The organism is Streptomyces sp. Xyl84, assembly GCF_059731885.1.
The window spans coordinates 2,169,804-2,195,571 of record NZ_AP029182.1; the positions used below are offsets into that span (position 1 = coordinate 2,169,804).

The window sequence follows — 25,768 nt, forward strand, 5'->3', positions numbered from 1 at the left end:
CCGGTCGCCTACTTGCTGCGGGCGGTCTTCTTGGCGGCGGTCTTGCGGGCGGTCGACTTCTTGGCCGGGGCCTTCTTCGCCGTCGCCTTCTTGGCCGGGGCCTTCTTGGCCGCGGTCTTCTTCGCGGCACCCGCCGCGGTGGTCTTCTTGGCGGCGGGCGTGGCCTTCTTCGCCGCGGCCGTCGTCTTCTTGGCAGTGGTCTTCTTCGCGGCACCCGCCGCCGTGGTCTTCTTGGCGGCGGCCTTCTTCGCGGCGCCCGTGGTCTTCTTGGCGGCGGCCTTCTTGCCGACCGCCTTGGCGATGGTGGCGGGCGGGCCGGACAGGCTGCCCTTGGGGGCCTTCTTCACCGCGATGTCGTTCTTCGGCAGCTTCTTCGAGCCGCTCACCAGGTCCTTGAAGCCCTGACCGGCCCGGAAGCGGGGAACGGAGGTCTTCTTGACCCGCACCCGCTCACCCGTCTGCGGGTTGCGGGCGTAGCGGGCGGGGCGGTCCACCTTCTCGAAGGACCCGAAGCCGGTGACCGAGACCCGGTCTCCCGCGACGACCGCGCGGACGATGGCGTCCAGTACCGCGTCGACGGCGTCGGCGGCCTGCTGCCGGCCACCCATCTTGTCGGCAATCGCTTCTACGAGCTGCGCCTTGTTCACGTCTTCCCCTTCGGAGACCTGGCCGGAACGAAAGTGTTCAAGCTTTTTCGCACGTTAGGCAGATATATACCGCAAATCAAACACGAAACGGGCTAATCACCCTTGTGCCGCAACGGACTCGGCGGTCTCGGGCTGTTCAGCCTTCCCCGCCGGGGATTCGGCCCTCGTCGAGGTCCGCTGTGAACCGCTCCAGACGCCTGGTCGCACCGGCGAGATCGTGCTTGGCCGCGGCCGTAATGACCAGCAGCTTCCGGGTCAGCGCCATCCGTACGCCCTCCGGGACTTGCAGTGCGCGCACCCTTCGGTGCGCTTCCTTGAGCTGGGCCGCGACCGCCGTATAGAGCTCGAGTTGGCCGTCGTTGTCCATGCACAGATTGTGCCATCTGGGGCGAGTTGTCGCCTGCGCAGGGGGCAACTGCCGCCGTCGGCGGGGTTTCCGGCCCGCTCGCCGACCGAGGACACGGCCCTCACGTACCCCGGCAACCACCGTCCTAACGTGGGAAGTTGGCGCTCGGCACGGCGGCGCGCCGGAAGGGGAGGGCCCGGAAACGGCTGTACCCCCGATCGTGGCGATCGGGGGTACAGCGGCGTCCGGCGTGGCCGAAACTCGACGTCTCGGTCAGACCGGGAGGGTCCGCGGCTTGAAGGAGGGACGCTTCGCCTCGTAGGCGGCGATCTCGTCCTCGTTCTGCAGGGTGATCGAGATGTCGTCCAGGCCGTTCAGCAGCCGCCAGCGGGAGTTCTCGTCCAGCTCGAAGGATGCGGTGATCCCCTCCGCGCGCACCTCACGCGCCTGGAGGTCCACCGTGATCTCGGCCGTCGGGTCCTTCTCGGTCAGCTCCCACAGCGCGTCCACGGTCTGCTGCTCCAGCACCACCGTGAGCAGGCCGTTCTTCAGCGAGTTGCCCCGGAAGATGTCGGCGAAGCGGGAGGAGATCACGGTTTTGAAGCCGTAGTTCTGCAGCGCCCAGACGGCGTGCTCGCGGGAGGACCCGGTGCCGAAGTCGGGGCCGGCGACCAGGACGGTGGCGCCCTGCCGCTCGGGGCGGTTGAGCACGAACTCGGGGTCCTTGCGCCAGGCCTCGAACAGCCCGTCCTCGAACCCGTCGCGGGTGACCTTCTTGAGCCAGTGGGCGGGGATGATCTGGTCGGTGTCGACGTTGCTGCGGCGCAGCGGGACGGCCCGGCCGGTGTGCGTGGTGAATGCTTCCATGACTGATCAGACTCCAGCGGGCGTGGGGACGTCGGCGTCGGACAGGTCGGCCGGGGAGGCCAGGTGACCGAGGACCGCGGTCGCGGCGGCGACCTGCGGCGACACCAGGTGGGTGCGGCCGCCCTTGCCCTGCCTGCCCTCGAAGTTGCGGTTGGAGGTGGAGGCGGAGCGCTCGCCCGGGGCCAGCTGGTCCGGGTTCATGCCCAGGCACATGGAGCAGCCCGCGTGCCGCCACTCGGCTCCGGCCTCCTTGAAGACCACGTCCAGGCCCTCGGAGACGGCCTGGAGGCCCACCCGGGCGGAACCCGGGACGACCAGCATCCGTACGCCCTCGGCGACTTTGCGGCCCCGCACGATGTCGGCGGCGGCGCGCAGGTCCTCGATGCGGCCGTTGGTGCAGGAGCCTACGAAGACGGTGTCCACGTTGATGGAGCGCAGCGGCTGACCGGCGTCCAACCCCATGTACTCCAGGGCCTTTTCGGCGGCCAGCCGCTCCGAGGCGTCTTCGTACGAAGCCGGGTCGGGGACCCGCGCCGAAAGCGGTGCGCCCTGGCCGGGGTTGGTGCCCCAGGTGACGAACGGGGACAGCTCGGCGGCGTCGATGACCACCTCGGCGTCGAACTCGGCGTCGTCGTCCGTGCGCAGCGTCTTCCAGTACGCGACCGCCGCGTCCCAGTCCGCGCCCTCGGGGGCGTGCGGGCGGCCCTTCAGGTAGGCGAAGGTGGTCTCGTCGGGGGCGATCATGCCCGCGCGGGCGCCGGCCTCGATCGACATGTTGCAGATGGTCATCCGGGCCTCCATCGAGAGCTTCTCGATGGCGGAGCCGCGGTACTCCAGGATGTAGCCCTGGCCGCCGCCGGTGCCGATCTTCGCGATGATCGCCAGGATCAGGTCCTTGGCGGTGACGCCCTCGGGCAGTTCGCCGTCGACGGTGATCGCCATGGTCTTCGGTCGGGCCAGCGGCAGCGTCTGGGTGGCCAGCACGTGCTCCACCTGGGACGTTCCGATGCCGAACGCCAGCGCGCCGAACGCGCCGTGCGTGGAGGTGTGCGAGTCGCCGCAGACGACGGTGGTGCCGGGCTGGGTCAGGCCCAGCTGGGGGCCGACCACGTGCACGACGCCCTGCTCGACGTCGCCCAGCGGGTGCAGGCGGACACCGAAGTCGGCGCAGTTCTTGCGCAGGGTCTCCAGCTGGGCGCGGGAGACCGGGTCCGCGATGGGCTTGTCGATGTCGAGGGTGGGGGTGTTGTGGTCCTCGGTGGCGATGGTCAGGTCGAGCCGGCGCACACCGCGCCCGCTCTTGCGGAGGCCGTCGAAGGCCTGGGGGCTGGTCACCTCGTGCAGCAGGTGCAGATCGATGAAGAGGAGGTCGGGCTCGCCCTCGGCGCGCCGGACGACGTGGTCGTCCCAGACCTTCTCCGCGAGTGTCCTACCCATCGCTTTCCCTCCGGCCGGACGCACGGGGCGCCGGCCCAACTAGATCTTGGGGTGGCGGCACCCGCGTCCCCCCTCAAGGGCAGCCGCCGCCGGGCCCGCCGGTCCACGGGCCGCTGTGTCTTCCAGGGTGGCGCGTTCCACGGAAAATTGAACTTGCGTTTCACAGAGTGAGACGCGAGTATCGTTTCATGGACAACAGTAGCGGCGTCGGCGTCCTGGACAAGGCAGCCCTTGTCCTGAGCGCCCTGGAGTCCGGTCCGGCCACCCTCGCGGGTCTGGTCGCGGCGACCGGACTGGCACGACCCACGGCCCACCGGCTGGCCGTGGCCCTGGAGCACCACCGCATGGTCGCGCGCGACATGCAGGGCCGTTTCATTCTCGGCCCCCGCCTCGCGGAACTGGCCGCCGCGGCCGGTGAGGACCGTCTCCTCGCCACGGCCGGTCCGGTGCTCACCCACCTCCGTGACGTCACGGGCGAGAGCGCGCAGCTCTACCGCCGCCAGGGCGACATGCGCATCTGCGTGGCGGCGGCGGAGCGGCTGTCCGGCCTGCGGGACACGGTCCCGGTCGGTTCGACGCTGACCATGAAGGCGGGTTCGTCAGCCCAGGTGCTGATGGCCTGGGAGGAGCCGGAGCGGCTGCACCGCGGTCTGCAGGGAGCCCGCTTCACGGCGACGGCCCTGTCGGGCGTGCGGCGCCGGGGCTGGGCCCAGTCGATCGGCGAGCGCGAGCCGGGCGTCGCGTCCGTCTCCGCGCCGGTGCGCGGCCCGTCGAACCGCGTGGTGGCCGCCGTGTCCGTCTCCGGCCCCATCGAGCGCCTGTCGCGCCACCCCGGCCGGATGCACGCCCAGGCCGTCATCGACGCCGCCGCCCGCCTCTCCGAGGCGCTGCGCCGCTCCGGCTGACCCTGTCCTCCCCGCGTCCGCGCGCAAGGACCGGCCCCAACGCCGCGGCAGGCCCTTCTGCGGACGCCGTACACCCCCTGTCCCCTGCACCCCGCACGCCCGCCCCGCACGCCGTCCGCCGCGACGGACGGGGCGGGCGTGACTGCTGCGACCGCCGCGCCCTCCTGCCGGCTGTCCCCACCCTCCTCCGCCCGCTCTCGGGCGATCCAACCAGCGCCTCGGCACGGCCGTGTCGGCCCTGCCGTACCGCCCGGCGCCCGACGAGAGCGGCCCGGCCACCGGGGCGGAACCGCGGGCGAACTCCTGCGGCGGATGGGCTGGTCGTCGTACGGCGGGACGGACGGAGTCGCGCCGCCGGTTCGACGGCAGGTGATCCGGGTCCGGACACACCGAAGGGCCCTCCCGAGGGAGGGCCCTTCTTGTGTGTTGTACCCCCGACCGGATTCGAACCGGCGCTACCGCCTTGAGAGGGCGGCGTGCTAGGCCGCTACACAACGGGGGCGTGGACGCTGCGTTTCCGCAGGTCCGAGCTGGTCTACCTGGACTCGAACCAAGACTAACTGAACCAGAATCAGTCGTGCTGCCAATTACACCATAGACCAATGATGGTTTAGACCAGTCAGTACCCCCGACCGGATTCGAACCGGCGCTACCGCCTTGAGAGGGCGGCGTGCTAGGCCGCTACACAACGGGGGCCCTAGCGATCCCCACCCGGCCGCGGCCGGATGTTCTCACCGTGAGTCCGGCGGGAGCTACCCTGACCGTCCTCTCGGGATGGATCTGTACCCCCGACCGGATTCGAACCGGCGCTACTGCCTTGAGAGGGCAGCGTGCTAGGCCGCTACACAACGGGGGCTTTGCGGATGAGATCCGCTGGTGCAGACTGAAGCGTCTGCGAGCTGGCCTACCTGGACTCGAACCAAGACTAACTGAACCAGAATCAGTCGTGCTGCCAATTACACCATAGGCCACTGGAACGCAAGCCCCTAGGGGGTTCTTGTTCTAGTACTGCGTCCTCGGGTTTCCGGCCTTCCGGCCCGCTCCCCGCGGCGCAGGAAGAACATTACCTGAAGGTGGACGGGGCTCCAAAACGAGTATCGGCGCCGAGCAGCGCGGGCAGTTCGGAGAGGGACGCGATGCGGCGCGGTCCTGCGGGCGGGTCGAGCGTCACGCGGGCCCCGCCGCGGTCGATCCACACCGACAGCAACCCGGCCTCCGCGGCGCCGCGTCCGTCGATCTCCGGGTGGTCACCGACGTACGCCACCTCGTGCGGAGGCAGGCGCAGGGCGTCGCAGGCCGCGAGGAAGGCGCCGGCCTCCGGCTTGGAGACACCCAGCTCGGCGGCGCACAGGACGGCCTCGAAACGGTCGCGCACGCCGAGGACGCGCAGTTTGCGGTCCTGGACGACGAGGCTGGAGTTGGACAGCACCGCGTGCCGGTGGCTCGCGGCCAGGGCGTCGAGGACGGGCAGCACGTCCGGGAAGAGCGTCCAGGCGGCCTCGTAGTGCGCCAGGTAGCGGTCGAACCAGGCGTCGGCCTCGGCGTCGGTGAGGTCCAGGTCCAGGAAGACGCGGGTGCGGTCGCGCCGCTGTGTGACGAAGTCGACCTCGCCGGCCGCGAAGCGGGCCCACTGCCGGTCGGTGATCTCCCGCCAGCGCACCAGGGCCTCCTCCGCGGAGCCGTACCCGGCGAGCAGTCCCTCGGCCGCCAGGTGGGCGTGCATGCCCGCGCGGTCCGCGCTCGTGTAGTCGAAGAGGGTGTCGTCCACGTCCCAGACCACCGCGCGAATGCTCATGATCCGACGGTAACGCCGGGGGGCCGCCCGCGTCCGCCGGAACAGGGAAGGCCGGCGCGCCCGCGTCCGCCGGGACGGCGGAGGGGCGGCACCCGGAGTCCGGGTGCCGCCCCTCCTTCCTGGCCCGCTAGGCCGCCAGCCTCGTCAGGGCCGCGTCGATCCTGGCCAGGGTCTTCTCCCGGCCCAGGACCTCCAGGGACTCGAAGAGCGGCAGGCCGACCGTGCGGCCGGTGACGGCGACACGGACCGGGGCCTGCGCCTTGCCGAGCTTGAGGCCGTGCGCCTCGCCGGCGGCCAGGACGGCCTCCTTCAGGGAGTCCGGGGACGTCCAGTCGGCCGCCTGGAGCTTCTCGCGGGCCGTGCGCAGGAGCGCGTCGCTGCCCTCCTTCATCGCCTTCGTCCAGCTCGCCTCGTCGAAGACGGGCTCGGGCAGGAAGAGGAAGTCGACGTTGTCGGTGATCTCGGAGAGCACCTTCAGGCGGGTCTGCGCGTGCGGGGCGATGGCCTGCCACTTGGCCTGGTCGAAGTCCTCGGGCGCCCAGGGGGCGAAGGGGGCCCTCAGCCAGGGCGCGCAGCGCTCGGTGAAGTCCTTCACGTCGAGCAGGCGGATGTGGTCGGCGTTGATCGCCTCGCACTTCTTGAGGTCGAAGCGGGCCGGGTTGGGGTTGACGTCCTTGATGTCGAAGGCCGCGACCATCTCCTCGACCGAGAAGACGTCCTGGTCGGCGGAGAGCGACCAGCCCAGCAGGGAGAGGTAGTTGAGCAGGCCCTCGGGCAGGAAGCCGCGCTCGCGGTAGAGGTTGAGCGAGGACTGCGGGTCGCGCTTGGAGAGCTTCTTGTTGCCCTCGCCCATGACGTAGGGCAGGTGGCCGAAGGCGGGGATCTCCTTGGCGACGCCCAGCTCGATCAGCGCCTTGTACAGGGCGATCTGGCGCGGGGTGGAGGAGAGCAGGTCCTCGCCGCGCAGGACGTGGGTGATCTCCATGAGGGCGTCGTCGACCGGGTTGACGAGCGTGTACAGCGGGGCGCCGTTGGCGCGGACGATGCCGTAGTCCGGGACGTTCTCGGGGAGGTAGGTGATCTCTCCGCGCACCAGGTCGTCGAAGGTGATCGTCTCGTCGGGCATGCGGAAGCGGACGATCGGGGCGCGGCCCTCGGCCTCGTACTGCCTGACCTGCTCGGCGCTCAGCTCACGGCAGTGGCCGTCGTAGCCGGAGGGCTTGCCGGCGGCGCGGGCGGCCTCGCGGCGGCTGTCCAGCTCCTCCTGGGAGCAGTAGCAGCGGTAGGCGTGGCCGGCGTCCAGGAGCTTCTGGGCGACGTCCTTGTAGAGGTCCATGCGCTGCGACTGGCGGTACGGCGCGTGCGGGCCGCCGACCTCGGGGCCCTCGTCCCAGTCGAAGCCCAGCCAGCGCATCGAGTCCAGCAGCTGCTGGTACGACTCCTCGGAGTCGCGGGCCGCGTCGGTGTCCTCGATGCGGAAGACCAGGGTGCCCTGGTGGTGGCGCGCGAAGGCCCAGTTGAACAGGGCGGTGCGGACCAGGCCCACGTGGGGGTTACCGGTGGGCGAGGGGCAGAAACGGACGCGGGGGGGTACCCCCTGCTCGAGCGGAGCCGAGAGCTTGGGGGAGGGTGCGCTAGCCACGCTTGACAACCTTGTTGGTGAGAGTGCCGATGCCTTCGATGGTGACGGCGACCTCGTCGCCGACGCTGAGGGGGCCGACCCCTGCCGGGGTGCCCGTGAGGATCACGTCGCCGGGGAGCAGCGTCATGGCCTCGGAGATGTTGACGATCAGATCCTCGATGGGGTGGATCATCTCGCTGGTGCGGCCCAGTTGCCGCTGCTCGCCGTTGACGGTGAGCTGGATGGTCAGGTCGGCCGCGGCGGCGAGGTCGAGGTCCGTCTCCACCCAGGGGCCGAGCGGGCAGGAGCTGTCGAAGCCCTTGGCCCGGGCCCACTGCTTCTCGCGCCGCTGGACGTCGCGGGCGGTGATGTCGTTGGCGCAGGTGTAGCCGAGGATCACGTCCTTGACGCGGTCGCGCGGGACCTCGCGGCACATGCGGCCGATGACGACGGCCAGCTCGGCCTCGTGGTGCAGTTCCTCGGTGAAGGAGGGGTACTGGACGGGGTCGCCGGGGCCGATCACCGAGGTGGAGGGCTTGAAGAAGGCGAACGGGGCGTCGGGCACCTCGTTGCCGAGTTCGCGGGCGTGCTCGGCGTAGTTGCGGCCGAAGGCGACGACCTTGTTGGGCAGCACCGGCGGCAGCAGCCGCACCTTGCTCAGCGGCACCTTGGTGCCGGAGAGCTCGAAGTCCGCGAACGGGATGCCCTTGATGATGTCGAGGACGAGCTGGTCCGGCTGGTCGCCCTCGACCGCGCCGAAGGCGACGTTCCCGTCGATGGAGAACCTGGCGATGCGCACGGGTTGCTTGGCCCCTTGACTGAGCTGGCTGGAGTCTGACGCTCCAGGCTAACGCGGCGGGCGGCCCGCGCCTCGCGCATCGCGGTGCGGCACGGCAGGTGCGCACATGACGAAGGGGCACCCCTTCGTGAGGGGGCGCCCCTGTCCCGCGGTGGCTCTCCGGCGGCGGCGCCGCTTCGCCCGGCGGCCGCCCCGGGGGCGGTCCGCCCGGCGGCCGTGACCACGGCCGGCCGTTCCGCTGCCGTGACCGGCTATTCCGCGGCCGTGGCCGCGACCGGGATCTCCATGAGGACGGTGCGCCGGGGGTTGGCGGTCTGGGCGGGCAGGGAGACGGGGTGTTCCGGCAGCTGGGGCGTCTCCAGCGCTTCGGCGTCCTCCAGGTGCGCCAGCGTGGTGCGCCGGGGGTTGGCTATGGTGCGGAACATCATCGTCGTCTTCACGGTGGTAGCAGACCTTGTCGTGTACAGGCGCCTGGAGGGCCTCGGGACCCCCGCGCGGGCGCGGGTGGGCAGTTGCACGCCTTATGTAAAGCGTCAGGCTAAACGTGCAATTCCCGGCCGAAGGCGTGAAGAGACCGTGATCTCCATGTGAGTTTGCTCACGGCACCCTCGACAATCCGGACAATTCCTGGTCGAGGTTCGCCCCGGTAAAACGGACATTAACCACCTGAAGCCGTCATTCCGCTCCCGATCATGGCGACTGGGACACCTGTGACGGCTCATCGGCTCGTAGAGATATGTCCGGTATGGGGGAGGTCACTTTCCACATCTCGTAACCCGCTCCTCACGCGCTGTCACAGAGGTCACAGGCTGGCCCACATGCCTTGTTGGAGATCCTGCACTGTGCTGGAATGCCACGGACCGCCGCGGGATCGAGCCGGCGCGCAGGGGGCGCAACGCAGCGCCGAGTGGGCGGCGAGATAGGGGGAACCAGCGCCGGTCACTCACGACCACCGGGGAGCGTTTTCAGGGCGCTTCCCACGACGCCGACACCGCCTTTCCGCTCACGTGGAAAGGCGCCTGGTCCAGAGGTTGCGACGCTAGTGCAGGGACGTTTCAAGAGGGATGGCAGCGCTTCGGCGGAGCCGGAGCCGCACGGCGGGACTGGCCCCAAGGCCGTCAGTTCCTCGCCCCAGCACGCCCAGAACCAGGGCCCCGCCCCGTCCGGCGACGGCGCCGCGCGCTCCGGCGGTGCAGCACCCTCGGCCTCGGCGAAGCCGGAAGCAGCCCCGGCGGCCAAGCCCGCCAAGAGCCCGGCCCCCGTCGGCCCCGGCTCCCGCGTGGCCCTGCGCAACTGGCGCATCTCCACCCGCCTGGTGTCGCTGCTCGCGCTCCCCGTGATCGCGGCCACCACCCTCGGTGCGCTGCGCATCAACCAGAACCTGGACGACATCCAGCAGCTCGACAACATGAAGCTGCTGACGGACATGACCAAGCAGGCCACCGAGCTGGCCGCCGCGCTCCAGGAGGAGCGCGACCAGTCCGCCGGTCCGCTGTCGCACCCCTCCAGCGCGAGCGCGATCACCGTCAAGGGCTTCCGGGACAAGACCGACCGGGCCACGGAGAACTTCCTCGCCGCCTCCGAGGAGATCGACAGCGCCAGCAAGGGCGGCAACCTCCAGGGTGTCCGCGAGACGCTCGTCGGCCTCGCCAGCGAGCTGAACCACCTCGGCAGCATCCGCAAGACGGCGTACGCGCACGAGAAGAACTCGACCCAGACCGTCGAGGCCTACCACCGGCTCATCACCGAGCTGCTCAGCCTCTCCCAGGACATGGCCGAGGCGACCAGCAACCCGGAGATGATCCAGCGCACCCGCGCGCTGTCCGCGTTCTCCTCCGCCAAGGAGTACGCCTCCATCCAGCGTGCCGTCATCGCCGCCGCGCTGCCCGCCAACAACACCTCCGCGGCCAACCTCTCCGAGAACGACCGGCTGTACGCGCAGTCGGCGCTCGACAGCCAGACCTCCGAGATCAACAGCTTCCGCAACATCTACGGCGACGGTGCGGAAGAGCTGATCAAGCCCATGGAGGAGGGCAACCCGACCATCCAGTCGGCGGACACCTACGCCAAGCGCGCCCTGGACAGCAGCACCGGTCTTGACCAGCAGACCAAGCGCTCCTACCGCGACTGGGTGGACGACAGCTCGACGAAGATCGAGCAGATGAAGAAGATCGAGCACACGCTGCTCGAGGAGATGGAACAGAAGGCCCGTGAGCTGCGCAGCGCCACCGAGCGCGACGCCATCATCTCCGGTGCGCTGATCCTCCTCGTCCTCGGTGTGTCGCTGGTCGGCGCCTTCGTCGTGGCCCGCTCCATGATCCGCTCGCTGCGCCGGCTCCAGGACACCGCGACCAAGGTCGCCCAGGACCGTCTGCCCGAGCTGGTCAAGCAGCTGTCCGAGTCCGACCCGCAGGACGTCGACACGTCCGTGGAGTCGGTCGGTGTGCACTCCCGGGACGAGATCGGCCAGGTGGCCGCGGCCTTCGACGAGGTGCACCGCGAGGCGGTCCGCCTCGCCGCCGAGCAGGCCCTGCTGCGGGGCAACGTCAATGCGATGTTCACCAACCTCTCGCGCCGCTCCCAGGGTCTGATCCAGCGCCAGCTCTCGCTCATCTCCGAGCTGGAGTCCCGCGAGGCCGACCCGGACCAGCTGTCCTCGCTGTTCAAGCTCGACCACCTCGCCACCCGTATGCGCCGTAACGGCGAGAACCTCCTCGTCCTCGCGGGCGAGGAGCCGGGCCGGCGCTGGACCCGTCCGGTCCCGCTGGTCGACGTGCTGCGCGCCGCCGCCTCCGAGGTGGAGCAGTACGAGCGCATCGAGCTGGCCTCCGTACCGACCACCGAGGTCGCCGGCCGCGTCGTCAACGACCTCGTGCACCTGCTCGCCGAGCTGCTGGAGAACGCGACCTCGTTCTCCTCGCCGCAGACCAAGGTCAAAGTCACCGGTCACGCGCTGCCCGACGGCCGCGTCCTGATCGAGATCCACGACACCGGCATCGGCCTCTCCCCCGAGGATCTCGCCGCGATCAACGAGCGGCTCGCCTCGCCGCCCACCGTGGACGTCTCCGTCTCCCGCCGCATGGGCCTCTTCGTGGTCGGCCGGCTCTCCCAGCGGCACGGCATCCGCATCCAGCTGCGTCCGTCGGACTCCGGCGGTACGACGGCGCTGGTCATGCTGCCGGTGGACGTCGCCCAGGGCGGCAAGAAGCCGGCCCCCGGCAAGCCCGGCGGCCCGTCCGCGGGCGGCCCGGCGGCAGCGGCCGCCGCGGCGGGCGCGGCGGCGGCGCGGCGCCAGAACGGCCAGCAGGGCGGTCCGGCGGGCGGCGCGGGCCGGCTCGGCCCCGGTGCCCAGCGCGGCCAGGTCGGTGCCGGCCAGGGTCCGCGGGCCGCGCTGCCCGGTACGGGCGGCCGTCAGGGCGGCCCCGCCGGTCCGGGCGGAGCGCGCGGGCCGCAGGGTCCTGGCCTGCCGCAGCAAGGCCGGCCCCAGCAGGGCCGTCCGGAACCGGCGGGTGCCGGGTCCGGCTTCGGCGGCCGCGCGCCGGGCGGGCCGCAGGGTCTGCAGGCGGGCCCCGGTGCCCCCCAGGGCTTCGGTGACGGACGGCAGGCCTTCGGTGAGGGTCAGCAACCGGGCGGCGGCCGTGCGGGCGCCGGCGGCCCCCAGGGCTTCGGCGACGGACGGCAGGGCGAGGGGCGTCCCGGTTCCGGCGACGGCCGGCGCACCGGTGAGCAGCAGGGCTTCGCCGACGGCGGCCGGACGGACGTCTTCGGCGGCGGACGCGGCGGGCTGCCCCCGCGGCGGGCCGAGGGCGGCGAGCAGGGCAGGCAGCCGCAGCTGCCGTCGCGCGGTGGTCCGCGCGCGGAGCTGCCGGGCGGCAACCCGCAGCCGAGAACGCCGAGTTGGGGCAACGAGAACGCGGCAGGACCGGCCGCCCTCGACGCCCCCCGCGGCCACGACGAGGCGGAGCAGGCGCAGACCTCGCGCATGCCGCGCATCGAGGACCACCAGGGTCCGGGCGCCACGGCCGAGATGCCGGTGCTCCCCGGGCCGGAGAGCCGTCAGGCCCCCGGCGCGGCGGCGGACCCGGCGGGCTTCGCCCGGCCCGGTTTCGACGCGCGGCGTCCGCAGGCGAACGACCCGCAGTCCACCGGGCAGTTCCCGGCACCGGCGGGGGACGCCGGGCAGAACACGGGTTCGTTCGTCCGCTCGGACATCTTCGGCCAGGCGGCGCCGGCCCCGCAGAACCCGGGGCAGCACAACGCGCCGGGTGCGGCACCGGGCAACCCGTCGGACACGGGCCAGTTCGCCGCCCCGCAGGGTTACGACAACGGCTCCACGGGCCAGTTCCCCGCCGTGCAGGGCTACGACAACGGCTCCACCGGGCAGTTCCCGGCGGCACAGGGCTACGACAACGGTTCCACGGGCCAGTTCGCCGCCCCGCAGGGCTACGACGCCGGCTCCACGGGCCAGTTCCCCGCCGTGCAGGGCTACGACAACGGCTCCACCGGGCAGTTCCCGGCGGCACAGGGCTACGACAACGGCTCCACGGGCCAGTTCCCGCAGGCGGGTCAGGACGGTGCGGGCCGGCCGTCGCTGCCGGGCCGTCAGGACCCGTCGGCCACGGGCCAGTTCGAGCGTCCCCAGCCGTCCGGCCCGGCCGACTTCGGCGCTCCGCGTCCGCAGGCCCCGCAGCAGCGGCCCGACGAGCAGCGCGGTCAGGGCGACGGGTGGGCGCTGCCGCCGGCCGCGGGCCCGGGCGACGGCCGCACGCCGCTGTACGACACCCTGGAGACCAACTGGTTCCGCGGTGAACAGCAGCAGGCGGGCGCCCAGCCCCCGCAGCCGCAGGCCCCGCAGGCGCCCGCGGCCCCCCAGGAGCCTTCCGCCCCCCAGCGTCCCGCAACCTCCGCCTGGCGCAGCTCGCCGAACGACGAACTCGTCCGGCAGGCAGAACGCGTACGGCAGCCGGCCGCGGGCGGCGTCACCACCTCCGGCCTGCCGCGCCGGGTGCCCAGGGCGAACCTCGTCCCGGGCACGGCTCAGCAGCAACAGCACCAGAACGGTCCGCAGGTCTCGCGTTCGCCCGACGAGGTACGCGGCCGGCTGACCAATCTCCGTCGGGGCATCGCACAGGGTCGTCAGGCCGGTACCGGCCAGACGGGCAGCTTCCCGAGCCCCACTCACCAGCAGGAGCGTTAGTTGAGCCCGATGAGCCAGGCGGCACAGAACCTCAACTGGTTGATCACCAACTTCGTGGACAACACCCCGGGGGTGTCCCACACCGTCGTGGTGTCCGCGGACGGACTCCTTCTGGCGATGTCCGAAGGCTTCCCGCGCGACCGTGCCGACCAGCTCGCCGCCGTCGCGTCCGGCCTCACCTCGCTGACCGCCGGGGCATCCCGGATCTTCGAGGGTGGCAACGTGGCGCAGACGGTCGTGGAGATGGAGCGCGGCTTTCTGTTCCTGATGTCCATCTCGGACGGGTCGTCCCTCGCGGTACTGGCCCACCCGGAGTGCGACATCGGCCTCGTCGGCTACGAGATGGCGCTGCTCGTCGACCGCGCGGGGGCAGTCCTCACGCCTGACCTGCGCGCCGAACTACAGGGCAGTCTGCTCCACTGACCGGCCCCGGCACCACCCGCGTCACCAAATCACCGTCCGGCCGCCACAATCCCCCCACCGGCCCCGTCCGACGGCTTGCCCGACCGACTTGCTGTCCCGCCCGGAGGATTCATGACCCCGCCCACCGCCCATCATGATCCGTACGCCGAGCCGTACGGGGACGAGGGCGACCAGCCGCTGGTTCGTCCGTACGCGATGACCGGCGGCCGGACCCGGCCGCGCTACCAGCTCGCCATCGAGGCGCTGATCAGCACCACGGCCGACCCGGCAGCGCTGATGGGACTGCTCCCGGAGCACCAGCGGATCTGCCATCTGTGCCGCGAGGTGAAATCCGTCGCCGAGGTGTCGGCGCTCCTGGCGATGCCGCTGGGTGTGGCGCGGATCCTCGTCGCGGACCTGGCCGAGGCCGGTCTGGTGGCCATCCACCAGCCGGGCGGCGACGAGAACAACGGCGGCGCACCGGATGTGACGCTGCTCGAAAGGGTGCTCAGTGGACTTCGCAAGCTCTGACGGGGGCCGGGCCACCACCTCCGCGAAGATCGTGGTGGCGGGTGGTTTCGGCGTCGGCAAGACGACCTTCGTCGGTGCCGTCTCGGAGATCAACCCGCTGCGCACCGAGGCCGTGATGACGTCCGCCTCGGCGGGCATCGACGACCTCACGCACACCGGGGACAAGACCACCACGACGGTGGCCATGGACTTCGGCCGCATCACGCTCGACCAGGACCTGATCCTGTACCTGTTCGGCACCCCCGGCCAGGACCGGTTCTGGTTCATGTGGGACGACCTGGTGCGGGGTGCGATCGGCGCGGTGGTGCTCGTGGACACCCGGCGCCTGGCCGACTGCTTCCCCGCGGTCGACTACTTCGAGAACAGCGGGCTGCCGTTCGTCATCGCCCTCAACGGCTTCGACGGCCAGCAGCCGTACACGCCGGACGAGGTCCGCGAGGCGCTGCAGATCGGGCCCGACGCACCGATCATCACGACCGACGCCCGGCACCGCACGGACGCCAAGTCGGCGCTGATCACGCTGGTCGAGCACGCGCTCATGGCCAGGCTGAGGTAACACCGGGACACATTTCGCATAGCGCCCAAGTCGGCAGGGCTGTACGGCAGTTGCCGTAGACGCACCGGAGCCGGCTGTGTCCTTGGACACGGCCGGCCCCGGTGTTCATAACGTTTCGGCAGAGGAATCGGGTGGCACCGCCACGCGTCGCACACATGTGGTCTCGCTGCGCACATGAGCATCCCGCCATTTGACGCGGCTCGCTCTTTATGACCGTTTTATCTGGGACTTACATCACTTCGAATCGGTGGTTTCCACTGTTTGGAAGAGCGCATGTCGGCGTGCTGGAATGCCTGAACTGCCCCATGGTCGAAGACGTACTCATCGGTACCCCGGTTCCCTCCGGTCCTGATGTCCGTCCGCGCCGGACGGGGCTCTGAGACACTGCGGCACAACAGTTGGGTGCCGGCCGCCGAGAGGTTGTTGGTCGAGTGAGGCGAAGCAAGAACGGCCCCGAGCCGTCGGCACGGGGCAACTTCACCCCGCCGCAGCGCGGCGCGGCGCCGGCACACGTGCCCGGTTCGGAGCCGGCCGCCACTCCCACGCCGAGCGGCGGGCGCCTCTCCCCGCGCAACTGGCGGGTGCCCACCCGGCTGAACGCGATCCTGCTCATACCCGTGCTGGTCGGCCTCGTCATGGGCGGCTTCCAGGTCAAGAGCTCCATCGACACCTGGCAGGACGCGCAGGACGCCGAGAACACCGCACGCCTGGTGCGGGCCTCGCTGACCTACGCCAACGCGCTCTACAACGAGCGCGACACCAGCGCCGCTCCCCTGCTCCAGGGCAAGGGTCCGAACGACTCGGCCGTCGCCCAGGCCCGGCACCTCACCGACCAGGCCGCCGACGCCTTCGACAAGGCCGCCGAGAACATGCCGCACAAGGCCGGCCTGGAGCGCCGGCTGAAGCTGTTCCGGGAGACCGAGCCGCAGCTGCGGTCGCTGCGCGCCGCCGCGTACACCTCCAAGCTGAACGGCGTGCAGACCGAGGAGGGCTACGTCCAGGTCGCGCACCCGCTGATGGAGTTCGCCAACGAGCTGGGCCTGGGCACCGGCAACATCACCTCCTACGGCCGCACGGTCTACGCCATCTCCCTGACCAAGGCGGCCCTGTCGCTGGAACGCTCGATCGGCATGCACCTGCTGATCAAGCCGGGCCCGGACGACGGCAACCTGGCCAGCCAGCGCATCGCCCTGTCCTCCTACGCCTACCTGGAGAACATCGCCGTCGAGGAGTACCTCGGCGGCGGCACCCAGGCCGACGCGGACAAGCTGGACGCGCAGAAGAAGGACATCCAGACCAGGGCCGCCGAGATGGCGCAGGACGCCAAGGGCAAGGACGCCGGCTACGTGCCCCCGCCGTCCGACCCGCAGAAGATGGTCACGGCGCTCGCCACGCTGAAGGACACCGGTCCCGCCACCCGCCAGGCACTGGCCGCCAAGGGCGTCACCGCGCAGAACTGGTGGGCCGTCAACACCCTCAAGTTCGACGCCTACCGCAAGATCGAGTCGGACATGGCCGACACCGCGGTGAACGAGGCCGCCGGTATCGCCGACGACGCCAGACAGTCGACGTTCGTCACCGGTGCCGTCGTCGTCGTCGCCCTGCTCGCCGCCTTCCTCCTGGCCGGCCTGGTGGCCCGCCAGATGAGCCGCTCCATGCGCCGGCTGCGCAACGCCGCCTTCGGCATCGCCGAGCAGCGCCTGCCGATGCTGGTCGACCAGCTCTCCCGCACCGACCCCGGCCGGGTCGACACCCGGGTCGCGCCGATCCCGATCACCTCGACCGACGAGATCGGCGAAGTCGCCCGCGCCTTCGACCAGGTGCACCGCGAGGCCGTCCGGCTCGCCGCCGAGCAGGCCCTGCTGCGGGGCAACATCAACGCCATCTTCACCAACCTCTCGCGCCGCAACCAGTCGCTGATCGAGGGCCAGCTGACCCTGATCACCGACCTGGAGAACAACGAGGCCGACCCGGACCAGCTGGAGAACCTCTTCCGCCTGGACCACCTGGCCACCCGTATGCGCCGCAACGGCGAGAACCTCCTGGTCCTCGCGGGCGAGGAGCCCGGCCGCCGCTGGGACCAGCCGGTCCCGCTGGTCGACGTGCTACGCGCCGCCTCCTCCGAGGTGGAGCAGTACGAGCGCATCGAGCTGGCCGGTGTCCCGGAGGCCGAGATCCACGGCCGGGCCGTCACCGACCTCGTGCACCTGCTGGCCGAGCTGCTGGAGAACGCCACCACGTTCTCCTCGCCGCAGACCAAGGTCCGCGTCACCGCGACCCGGCTGCCGGACGGCCGGGTCATGGTCGAGATCCACGACAAGGGCATCGGCCTGACCGCCGAGGACTTCGCGGACATCAACCACAAGCTGGCCAACCCGCCCACCGTGGACGTCGCGATCTCCCAGCGCATGGGCCTGTTCGTGGTCGGCCGCCTCGCCGACCGGCACGACATCCGGGTCCAGCTGCGCCCCTCCGGCGAGCAGGCCGGAACCACCTCGCTGGTCATGCTGCCCGACGCCATCACGCACGGCGGCGGCGGCGAACAGGGCGTGGACGGCGGCGAGTTCACCGTGCCGCAGATCATCCCCGAGCAGCAGTTCCAGGGCGAGGACTTCGGCCGGAGCCAGCTTCCGCCGATGCGCACGGCCGCGGAACTCGGCTTCGACGACAGCCGCTACGGCGAGGTGCCCGACGACATCCGGGACCTGGACCCGGTCGGCCGCTCCCTCAAGCGCGAGGAGCGCCGGGCGACCCTGGAGGGCCAGACGCCGGACCAGGCGGCCGCGCACGGGGCACCCGCCCACGCCGACGACGCCGCCGGCCTGCAGCAGGCGTACGACACCGGACAGCAGCAGCCGTACGGCGCCGGACAGCAGCAGCCGTACGACACGGGGCAGCAGCAGGCGTACGACACCGGCGGGACGGCCTTCCCGCCGCAGCAGCCCGGTTACGACCAGCGCACGGTCTACCAGGAGCAGCAGCAGACGGCGTACGAGCCGCAGGGGCAGCCGTCGTACGAGCAGACGTACTACGCGCCGGACGGCGGTGTGCCGCGAAACGGCGGATACGCGACGGACGCCGGCTACCCGGATCCGGCCGCCTATGCGGAGCCGGGGCAGCAGGAGCAGACGGGCGGCGCCGCCGACGCGTACACCGGTTTCCAGGCCCGGCCCTACCAGGACGACTGGCCGCAGCAGGACGGTTATCCGGACAACTACGCGGACCAGTACGCTCCGCAAGCGGAACCGGCGCAGGCCGCTGACGCGCGGGACGCGGAAGCCGTAGGCTTCGACGGACCGGACCCGGCCTCCCCGGCCGGTCACGGGCTGACCGACGCCGGACTGCCGCGCCGCGGCTCCTCGGCCGGCGGTGCGAACGGCACGGGGTCCGCGCCCCGTCAGACGCCGGACCCGGCCGCCGGCGGCAGCGGCGGCAGCGGCTGGCGTTCGGCCAACGACGAGCGCTGGCAGCAGGCCTCGCAGCTCAAGAAGCCCAAGGCGGGCGGGGTCACCTCCTCCGGCCTGCCGCGTCGGGTACCCAAGGCCAACCTGGTCGAGGGCACCGCGGAATCGACCCCGCAGGGCGGCCCACAGGTCTCCCGCGCCCCCGAGGACGTCCGGGGCAGGTTGAGCAACCTGCGCCAGGGCGTACAGCGGGGACGCAGCGCAGGAAGTGAAAAGAACGGCCAGGCCACAAGGAATGAACACAGTGGTCCTGACAGCACCTACAACCAGGAGCGTTAGTGTGAGCCCGATGAGCCAGGCGGCACAGAACCTGAACTGGTTGATCACCAACTTCGTGGACAACACCCCCGGGGTGTCCCACACCGTGGTGGTCTCCGCCGACGGACTCCTTCTGGCGATGTCCGAAGGCTTCCCCCGCGACCGTGCCGACCAGCTCGCGGCCGTCGCCTCCGGTCTGACCTCGCTGACCGCGGGTGCCTCGCGCATCTTCGAGGGCGGCAGCGTGAACCAGACGGTTGTGGAGATGGAGCGGGGATTCCTCTTCATCATGTCCATCTCCGACGGTTCGTCCCTCGCCGTACTTGCCCACCCGGAAGCGGACATCGGTCTCATCGGGTACGAAATGGCCCTTCTGGTGGACCGCGCGGGCACGGTCCTGACCCCGGACCTGCGCGCCGAGCTCCAGGGAAGCCTTCTCAACTGAAAGACAGACGGTGCGTCGCGGTGTCCCGGGGCCGTAAGGTTTCGGGACGCGGCTTCCACTCAATTGGGTGCCAGGCGCAGTCGGAGGAGGAGTAAGAGTGGCAACACACCCAGGCGGTTCGTCCTCGGGCAACTGGTCGTACGGCCCCGCGCAGGGCCACGGCGACGGCCAGCCGAACCCGTACGCCTACCCCTCCCCCTACCACCAGCAGCCGTACGCCCCGCAGGGCCCCGGCCCTTCGCCGTACGACCAGCCGCCGGCGCCGCGCATCCAGCCGGTGCAGCCGCAGCGACGCACCCCTGAGCCGGCGCCCGCGGCGTCGAACAACCCACTGGTCCGCCCGTACGCCATGACGGGCGGCCGCACCAGGCCCCGATACCAGCTCGCCATCGAGGCCCTGGTGCACACCACCGCGCAACCGCACCAGATGCAGGGCCAGTTGCCCGAACATCAGCGGATCTGCCATCTGTGCCGCGAGATCAAGTCGGTGGCCGAGATCTCGGCCCTGCTGACGATTCCTCTCGGCGTGGCCAGGATCCTCGTCGCCGACTTGGCGGAGGCGGGCCTGGTCGCCATCCATCAGCCCGGCGGCGACGAGAACGCCGGCGGCCAGCCAGACGTGACACTGCTCGAAAGGGTGCTCAGTGGACTTCGCAAGCTCTAGCGGAGGGCCGGTTTCTCAGAGTCGCTCCACCACCTCCGCGAAGATCGTGGTGGCGGGCGGCTTCGGCGTGGGCAAGACCACGTTCGTCGGCGCCGTCTCGGAGATCAACCCGCTGCGCACAGAGGCCGTCATGACGTCAGCGTCGGCGGGCATCGACGACCTCACCCACACCGGGGACAAGACCACCACGACGGTGGCCATGGACTTCGGCCGCATCACCCTCGACCAGGACCTCATCCTCTACCTGTTCGGCACCCCCGGCCAGGACCGCTTCTGGTTCATGTGGGACGACCTGGTCCGCGGTGCGATCGGCGCCGTCGTGCTGGTCGACACGCGGAGGCTCGCCGACTGCTTCCCCGCCGTCGACTACTTCGAGAACAGCGGGCTGCCGTTCGTCATCGCCCTCAACGGCTTCGACGGCAACCAGCCCTACGGTCCCGACGAGGTCCGCGAGGCCCTGCAGATCGGCCCGGACACCCCGATCATCACCACCGACGCCCGCCACCGCGCCGACGCCAAGTCGACGCTGATCACGCTGGTCGAGCACGCGCTCATGGCCCGGCTCCGGTAGCGGCCGCACCGCGCAGGACGACGACGAAGGGCCCCTCTCCCAAGGAGAGGGGCCCTTCGTCGCGGTGCGGGTCAGTGCCAGCTGTGCGGGGCGCGGAAGCCGTTCTCGCGCTCCAGGCGGCGCCAGCCGGCCCGGGGGCGGCCGCGGTGGGCCGGGGCGGTCTCGGCGGGGCGGGCCGCCGCGCGGGCCAGGAGTATGGCCGTCAGGGCGGCGACTTCCTCGGGCTCGGCGTGGCCCTTCTCGACGCGGATGTCAGGCATGTCCATGGTGTCAGTCTCCGTGGCTGAGGGGTCCGCGGAATGACCGCGGCACGTCCGCCGGGTGACGGCGGCCGTCGCGGTCACTGCGGCGGGTTGCCGTGCTTGCGGGAGGGCAGGTCGGCGTGCTTGGTGTGCAGCATCGCCAGCGAGCGGATGAGGACCTCCCGGGTCTCGGACGGGTCGATGACGTCGTCCACGAGACCGCGCTCGGCGGCGTAATAGGGGTGCATCAGCTCGGCCTTGTACTCCTTGACCATCTTCTGCCGCATGGCCTCGGGGTCGGGAGCGTCGGCGATCTGACGGCGGAAGATGACGTTGGCCGCGCCCTCCGCGCCCATCACCGCGATCTCGTTGGTCGGCCAGGCGTACGTGAGGTCCGCGCCGATCGACTGGGAGTCCATCACGATGTACGCACCTCCGTACGCCTTGCGCAGGATCAGCGAGATCCGCGGCACGGTGGCGTTGCAGTACGCGTACAGCAGCTTCGCGCCGTGCCGGATGATCCCGCCGTGCTCCTGGTCGACACCGGGCAGGAACCCCGGTACGTCCAGCAGAGTGACGATCGGGATGTTAAAAGCGTCACACATCTGGACAAAGCGCGCAGCTTTTTCGCTCGCCTCGATGTCGAGGACACCGGCGAGGACCTGCGGCTGGTTGGCGATGATGCCGACGACCTGGCCGTCCATCCGGGCCAGCGCGCAGACGATGTTGCGCGCCCAGCGCTCGTGGACCTCCAGGTACTCGCCGTCGTCGACGATCTCCTCGATCACCTTGGCCATGTCGTACGGCCGGTTGCCGTCGGCCGGGACCAGGTCGAGGAGCACGTCGGAGCGGCGGTCGGCGGGGTCGGAGCACTCCACGCGGGGCGGGTTCTCGCGGTTGTTCTGCGGGAGCAGGGAGAGGAGGTAGCGGACCTCGGCGATGCAGGTCTCCTCGTCGTCGTAGGCGAAGTGGCACACGCCCGACGTCTCGGCGTGCACGTCCGCGCCGCCCAGCCCGTTCTGCGTGATCTCCTCGCCCGTGACGGCCTTGACCACGTCCGGACCGGTGATGAACATCTGCGAGGTCTCACGGACCATGAACACGAAGTCCGTCAGCGCCGGGCTGTAGGCCGCACCGCCCGCGCACGGGCCGAGCATCACGCTGATCTGCGGGATGACGCCCGACGCCTTCGTGTTGCGCTGGAAGATGCCGCCGTACCCGGCCAGCGCCGAGACGCCTTCCTGGATCCGGGCGCCCGCACCGTCGTTCAGCGACACCAGCGGCGCACCCGCCGCGATCGCCATGTCCATGATCTTGTGGATCTTCGTCGCGTGGGCCTCGCCCAGCGCGCCGCCGAAGATCCGGAAGTCGTGGGCGTACACGAAGACCGTACGGCCCTCCACCGTGCCCCACCCGGTGACCACACCGTCGGTGTACGGCTTCTTGGACTCCAGGCCGAAGCCGGACGCCCGGTGCCGGCGCAGCTGCTCGACCTCCTGGAAGGACCCCGCGTCCAGGAGCAGCTCGATCCGCTCCCGCGCCGTCAGCTTGCCCTTCGCGTGCTGCGCCGCGGTCGCCTTCTCGCTCGGCCCCGCCACCGCCTGCGCACGGATCCCGTGCAGCTCGGCGACCCGGCCGCGCGCGTCAGCCGGCTCGCCGGTGGGCTCACCCGTCGTCTCTTCCAAAACGGTCATGTAGCGACCTTACGAAGGACACCAAGGAAAGCGAGCCGTCGACTCCGTACAGTCTCCGGCCCGTTTTCCTGGTACCACTGAACAGAACCTCGGCCCCGTGCAGCCTTTCCGACTGCTCAGAGGGGATCGGCGTTGTAGAGGTCACACAAAGTCAGGGTGCGAGAGCCACCTCACATTCATGGGTGGCACATGCCTTCCCCGGAGTGACACGCAGACCCAGATGGGCGCCTCGCCCGACCACCTCGACCGTGTCGTCGGCCCGCAGCACGCGGTCCACCGGACGGCCCCGGGTGTCCCAGACGATCTCCAGCGGCTCGCCGGTGCGCGGCGGCTCGCTCACGCAGAGCGTAGCGGTACGGCCCTGACGGCGGACCAGCACGCTCGCGCCGGCCGACGCGGTGAGGGGTCCTGCCGTACCGGCCCGCCAGAAGGTGGCGGCGAGCAGGCCGAGCGAGGGCACGGAGACCGCCTGGCGGCCGGCGTCGTTGGCGAGGACCGTCGTCCAGTGCCGGTCGGCGGCGCGCGCGGCGACGGCCCGGCGGGAGGCGCCGGGCATGAGGACGTACGCGCAGGAGGCGTCGGCCGGGTCGGTGCCGTGGTCGATCCAGAGGGTCTGCCAGCGCCGGGTGCGGCGCTCGGGCGAGCTGGTGGTGTTGATGTCGGACCAGGCGCCCGTGCGGTCCTCGCGCAGCGCCTTCAGCTCCGGGCGGCCGGGCCGGGGGCCGTGGCCGGTGGCGGGGAACACCCAGCCGCCGTGCCCCTCCAGATGGGCCCAGCCGTCCCCGCGGACGAAGGCCTGGGTGCCGCCCTCCCCCAGGTTGCGGTTGTCGACGACGGTCTCGACCGGCACGCCGTCAGCGCAGGTGATCCCGGCGGTCAGGCAGATGACGGCGTCGTCGGCGCAGAACCAGGACTTGCGTGCTTCCAGTGTGGAGCCGAGCCCTTTGACGTGCTGTCCGATCGCCGCGTACGTGCCGTCCGTGGTGCCGCCGACCCACCGGACGCCGGGGCGGGAGGCGCCCCACTCGCCGCCCGCGCGGTCGGCGAGGCGTCGGGTGGAGACGGTGGTGCCGGGCAGCCGGTACCAGTCGACGGTCGGCCAGAACCAGTCCGTGTACTGGTCGGTGGGCTCGCCCGCCGCCCACCACAGGAGCATGCCGGCGCCGGTGTGCCAGCCGCGCGGGTTCTCGCCGTTGCCGCACTCGTAGTAGGTGATGCGGTCGCTGGCCATGGAGAGGCCGGCGGTGAAGCGGGGCCGGCGGTGGACGGCACGGTCCATGGCCGGGAACAGGCGGTGGCCCGGCGGTTCGGGCGCGGCGGCGACGGGCGAGCCGGCGACCGCGTGCAGCCGGGCGAGATCGGCCACGTCGAACTGGGGGGCGGTGAGGAGGGGGGTGACGGTGTCCCGTTCGATCCAGCCCTTCACGCGCGCGTGCCAGCGCTCGCGTTCGGCCGGGCTCGCGCCCTCGGCGAGCAGGGCGATGGCGGCGATCAGTCCCTGCCCGTGGAAGTGGTCGCTGCGCAGGACGTGCCGGTCGTCGCCGGTGAGGTACCCCCGGCTGATCGCACGGCCGTTGACGCTGTCCATCACGAGTCCGTCGTGGATCAGCGGGGCGTAGGCGCGCTCGACGCTGTCGAGGATGTTCTGCCGGTTCGGGTCGGTGACCTCCCAGGGCGACCCGGCCAGCAGCGCGAAGAGCCGGCCCAGCCCGTCGAGCATGACCTGGCCGTACGTTCCCGAGTAGGCGACGTCGGTGTGCTGGACGAACGACCCGTCGGCGTAGAGCCCGTCGCCGGTGGTGACGTACGGGAAGACGGGTGAGAGGGCGTCGCGGGCCAGGGCGGTCTTCTCCGGGGCCCGGCCGAGGATGCCGCGCAGGGCGACGCTGCGGCACAGGTCGACGCGGTTGGCGCCGGTGGAGGTGCCGGAGTAGTCGCGCAGCACCGCGTCCGGGACGAAGTGGTCGACGGCGGCGCAGGCGGCGGCGAGCTGTGCGCCGGTGAGGTGGTCGTGGAGGGCGGCCGTGATGTCCATGAGCAGGCGCGGGCTGCCGATCTGCCACTCCCACCAGTTGCCGTAGGGGGTGGTGGCGGGGCGGTAGACGGTGGCGGAGAGGTGGTCGAGGCCGCGCAGCACGTCCGCGAGGAGGGCGGGGTCGCCGGTGGAGCCGGTGCCGGGCTGGACGTATGCCCGGGCCATGGTCCACAGCCTGCCGTAGGCGGCCGTGATGCCGGAGGGCGGGTCGAAGGGGAGGCCGGGCCACAGGGAGGCGGGGGCGGGGGCCATGGTGACCTGAAAGCCGCGGGCCAGCCGGCCGGTCTCGGCGAGCCGGGAGGCGTAGGGCTCGGCGGCGGGGTCGTAGCCGGTGCCGAGGGCGATGGCGAGCCAGCGGGCGCGCAGGGCGTCGAAGGGGTCGTCGGAGGCGCCGGTTGCGCCGGGGGCGCCCGGTGTGCCGAGCGCCGCCGCGGGGGCGGTGCCGCCGGCCGCGAGGAGTGCGGCGGTGAGCAGGACCGTGCGGCGGGTGGGTCGTACGAAGGCTCCGGGGGCGGGGGTCCCTTGCTGATGCTTCGTCATGGGGACTGGTTAGTCGCGGGCCGGGCGTCCGTCAACGGTGCCGGGCCCCGCGGGCGGTGGCGGTGCGGTGCCGCCGCCGTCCGCGGGACGGACACGGCCTGCCGGGTCAGCAGCCGCCGCAGTTGTAGTAGAGGACGTCCCAGTGGTTGCCCTCGTCGGCGTAGATGTTGCCGGAGCCGGACTTGTACTGCGGGGCTCCGTCGCCGCGCAGGCCGATGTAGGTGAAGACGTTCTTGATGTAGCTGGTGACGCAGGTGTTCTTGCCGTAGTCGAGCTTGTACCCGTTCCAGTGGGAGTAGGTGCCCGAGGCGTGGCCGGTCTCGGTGCCGCCCGTGATGTTCAGGGCGCAGCCGCTGGCGCTCTTGAGGGTCTGGGCGCCCTGGGCGGTGGGGAGGTTGAGCTGGTCGAAGGACGTACAGGTCGGGTTGTTGCGGTCCGAGCAGTTGCCGGAGGAGGACCAGGTGATGCCCGACTGGCGGAACATCCCGGTCGCGGTGGCGTGGCTGATCTTGGTGACGGCGAAGGCGTCGGTCGCGGTGCCGACGACGGCGACGCCGGGGGCGACGACGAGGGCGAGAGCGGTGACGACGGCGCGGGCCTTGGTGGCCTTCATGGGGATCCCTTCCTGCGGTGGGCCGGGCTTGCTGTGCGACGGCTGTGCAGGTGGTGCACGCAGATGGTGCCCGAGGTCTACGCGCGTTCGCCAGAGGGCGGCCGGCGTGACCGCGCGTGAGCCGGAAAACACGCGGCGG

General features: G+C 71.3%; 21 protein-coding genes and 5 tRNA genes. 9 read left to right on the top strand and 17 right to left on the bottom strand.

Going from position 1 to position 25,768, the window contains the following annotated elements; all coding sequences use genetic code 11:
* Positions 1-8: 8 nt before the first annotated feature.
* The 4 genes from AC6I72_RS09185 to leuC form a co-directional block, all read right to left on the bottom strand.
* Positions 9-647, bottom strand: a complete 639-nt coding sequence (locus AC6I72_RS09185) for an HU family DNA-binding protein (protein ID WP_037857983.1) — start codon at positions 645-647, stop codon at positions 9-11.
* A 136-nt stretch (positions 648-783) separates the two neighbouring features.
* Positions 784-1,014 carry an SCO5555 family protein gene (locus AC6I72_RS09190; protein WP_037857985.1) on the bottom strand — a complete coding sequence of 77 codons (231 nt, stop codon included), beginning with the start codon at positions 1,012-1,014 and terminating at the stop codon, positions 784-786.
* 252 nt (positions 1,015-1,266) lie between these two features.
* On the bottom strand, positions 1,267-1,860 hold the full coding sequence (gene leuD / locus AC6I72_RS09195; protein ID WP_037857987.1) for a 3-isopropylmalate dehydratase small subunit: 594 nt from the start codon (positions 1,858-1,860) through the stop codon (positions 1,267-1,269).
* A 6-nt stretch (positions 1,861-1,866) separates the two neighbouring features.
* Entirely contained in the window at positions 1,867-3,297 is a 1,431-nt protein-coding gene (leuC, locus tag AC6I72_RS09200) for a 3-isopropylmalate dehydratase large subunit (RefSeq protein WP_498000355.1), read from the bottom strand.
* A gap of 188 nt (positions 3,298-3,485) precedes the next feature.
* Here leuC and ndgR point away from each other — a divergent pair, with 188 nt between their 5' ends.
* Positions 3,486-4,202 carry an IclR family transcriptional regulator NdgR gene (gene ndgR / locus AC6I72_RS09205; protein WP_366725635.1) on the top strand — a complete coding sequence of 239 codons (717 nt, stop codon included), beginning with the start codon at positions 3,486-3,488 and terminating at the stop codon, positions 4,200-4,202.
* Between the two features lie 429 nt (positions 4,203-4,631).
* Here ndgR and AC6I72_RS09210 read toward each other — a convergent pair.
* The 9 genes from AC6I72_RS09210 to AC6I72_RS09250 form a co-directional block, all read right to left on the bottom strand.
* A tRNA-Glu gene (locus AC6I72_RS09210) sits at positions 4,632-4,704 on the bottom strand.
* Between the two features lie 28 nt (positions 4,705-4,732).
* Positions 4,733-4,804: transfer RNA gene (locus tag AC6I72_RS09215), tRNA-Gln, on the bottom strand.
* Positions 4,805-4,825: 21 nt separating this feature from the next.
* Positions 4,826-4,898 (bottom strand) — tRNA-Glu (locus AC6I72_RS09220).
* A gap of 87 nt (positions 4,899-4,985) precedes the next feature.
* Positions 4,986-5,058: transfer RNA gene (locus AC6I72_RS09225), tRNA-Glu, on the bottom strand.
* A 43-nt stretch (positions 5,059-5,101) separates the two neighbouring features.
* A tRNA-Gln gene (locus AC6I72_RS09230) sits at positions 5,102-5,173 on the bottom strand.
* Between the two features lie 92 nt (positions 5,174-5,265).
* Positions 5,266-5,997: an HAD family hydrolase gene (locus AC6I72_RS09235; protein WP_498000356.1), complete on the bottom strand. Its 732-nt coding sequence runs from the start codon at positions 5,995-5,997 to the stop codon at positions 5,266-5,268.
* 127 nt (positions 5,998-6,124) lie between these two features.
* The gene (gltX, locus tag AC6I72_RS09240; protein ID WP_498000357.1) at positions 6,125-7,639 is read right to left on the bottom strand and encodes a glutamate--tRNA ligase; all 1,515 of its coding nucleotides are present in this window, start codon (positions 7,637-7,639) and stop codon (positions 6,125-6,127) included.
* Positions 7,632-8,417, bottom strand: a complete 786-nt coding sequence (locus AC6I72_RS09245; RefSeq protein ID WP_498000358.1) for a fumarylacetoacetate hydrolase family protein — start codon at positions 8,415-8,417, stop codon at positions 7,632-7,634. Before AC6I72_RS09245 ends, gltX begins: the two co-directional genes overlap by 8 nt.
* Before the next feature lie 251 nt (positions 8,418-8,668).
* Positions 8,669-8,857: a hypothetical protein gene (locus AC6I72_RS09250; protein WP_498000359.1), complete on the bottom strand. Its 189-nt coding sequence runs from the start codon at positions 8,855-8,857 to the stop codon at positions 8,669-8,671.
* A gap of 602 nt (positions 8,858-9,459) precedes the next feature.
* Here AC6I72_RS09250 and AC6I72_RS09255 point away from each other — a divergent pair.
* The 8 genes from AC6I72_RS09255 to AC6I72_RS09290 all read left to right on the top strand — a co-directional run bounded on the left by AC6I72_RS09255 (position 9,460) and on the right by AC6I72_RS09290 (position 20,505).
* Entirely contained in the window at positions 9,460-13,614 is a 4,155-nt protein-coding gene (locus AC6I72_RS09255) for a sensor histidine kinase (protein WP_498000360.1), read from the top strand.
* Between the two features lie 9 nt (positions 13,615-13,623).
* The gene (locus AC6I72_RS09260) at positions 13,624-14,037 is read left to right on the top strand and encodes a roadblock/LC7 domain-containing protein (RefSeq protein ID WP_030382516.1); all 414 of its coding nucleotides are present in this window, start codon (positions 13,624-13,626) and stop codon (positions 14,035-14,037) included.
* Positions 14,038-14,148: 111 nt separating this feature from the next.
* Positions 14,149-14,547: a DUF742 domain-containing protein gene (locus AC6I72_RS09265; RefSeq protein WP_009190816.1), complete on the top strand. Its 399-nt coding sequence runs from the start codon at positions 14,149-14,151 to the stop codon at positions 14,545-14,547.
* A complete protein-coding gene (locus tag AC6I72_RS09270) occupies positions 14,528-15,103 on the top strand; it encodes a GTP-binding protein (RefSeq protein WP_037858010.1) in 576 nt (191 codons plus the stop codon). The genes AC6I72_RS09265 and AC6I72_RS09270 overlap by 20 nt, the downstream gene beginning before the upstream one ends.
* Before the next feature lie 431 nt (positions 15,104-15,534).
* Positions 15,535-18,846: a nitrate- and nitrite sensing domain-containing protein gene (locus AC6I72_RS09275; RefSeq protein ID WP_498000361.1), complete on the top strand. Its 3,312-nt coding sequence runs from the start codon at positions 15,535-15,537 to the stop codon at positions 18,844-18,846.
* 10 nt (positions 18,847-18,856) lie between these two features.
* Positions 18,857-19,270, top strand: a complete 414-nt coding sequence (locus AC6I72_RS09280; protein ID WP_004983065.1) for a roadblock/LC7 domain-containing protein — start codon at positions 18,857-18,859, stop codon at positions 19,268-19,270.
* Between the two features lie 97 nt (positions 19,271-19,367).
* On the top strand, positions 19,368-19,934 hold the full coding sequence (locus AC6I72_RS09285) for a DUF742 domain-containing protein (protein ID WP_498000362.1): 567 nt from the start codon (positions 19,368-19,370) through the stop codon (positions 19,932-19,934).
* Complete coding sequence (locus AC6I72_RS09290) at positions 19,915-20,505, top strand: GTP-binding protein (protein WP_037858015.1); 591 nt, start codon at positions 19,915-19,917, stop codon at positions 20,503-20,505. The genes AC6I72_RS09285 and AC6I72_RS09290 overlap by 20 nt, the downstream gene beginning before the upstream one ends.
* Positions 20,506-20,576: 71 nt before the next feature.
* Here AC6I72_RS09290 and AC6I72_RS09295 read toward each other — a convergent pair whose 3' ends face one another.
* The 4 genes from AC6I72_RS09295 to AC6I72_RS09310 all read right to left on the bottom strand — a co-directional run bounded on the left by AC6I72_RS09295 (position 20,577) and on the right by AC6I72_RS09310 (position 25,629).
* A complete protein-coding gene (locus tag AC6I72_RS09295; protein WP_037858017.1) occupies positions 20,577-20,771 on the bottom strand; it encodes an acyl-CoA carboxylase epsilon subunit in 195 nt (64 codons plus the stop codon).
* 74 nt (positions 20,772-20,845) lie between these two features.
* The gene (locus tag AC6I72_RS09300; RefSeq protein ID WP_037858019.1) at positions 20,846-22,441 is read right to left on the bottom strand and encodes an acyl-CoA carboxylase subunit beta; all 1,596 of its coding nucleotides are present in this window, start codon (positions 22,439-22,441) and stop codon (positions 20,846-20,848) included.
* A 151-nt stretch (positions 22,442-22,592) separates the two neighbouring features.
* On the bottom strand, positions 22,593-25,016 hold the full coding sequence (locus AC6I72_RS09305; RefSeq protein WP_498000363.1) for a polysaccharide lyase 8 family protein: 2,424 nt from the start codon (positions 25,014-25,016) through the stop codon (positions 22,593-22,595).
* A 106-nt stretch (positions 25,017-25,122) separates the two neighbouring features.
* Entirely contained in the window at positions 25,123-25,629 is a 507-nt protein-coding gene (locus tag AC6I72_RS09310) for a hypothetical protein (protein ID WP_498000364.1), read from the bottom strand.
* Positions 25,630-25,768 lie beyond the last annotated feature (139 nt).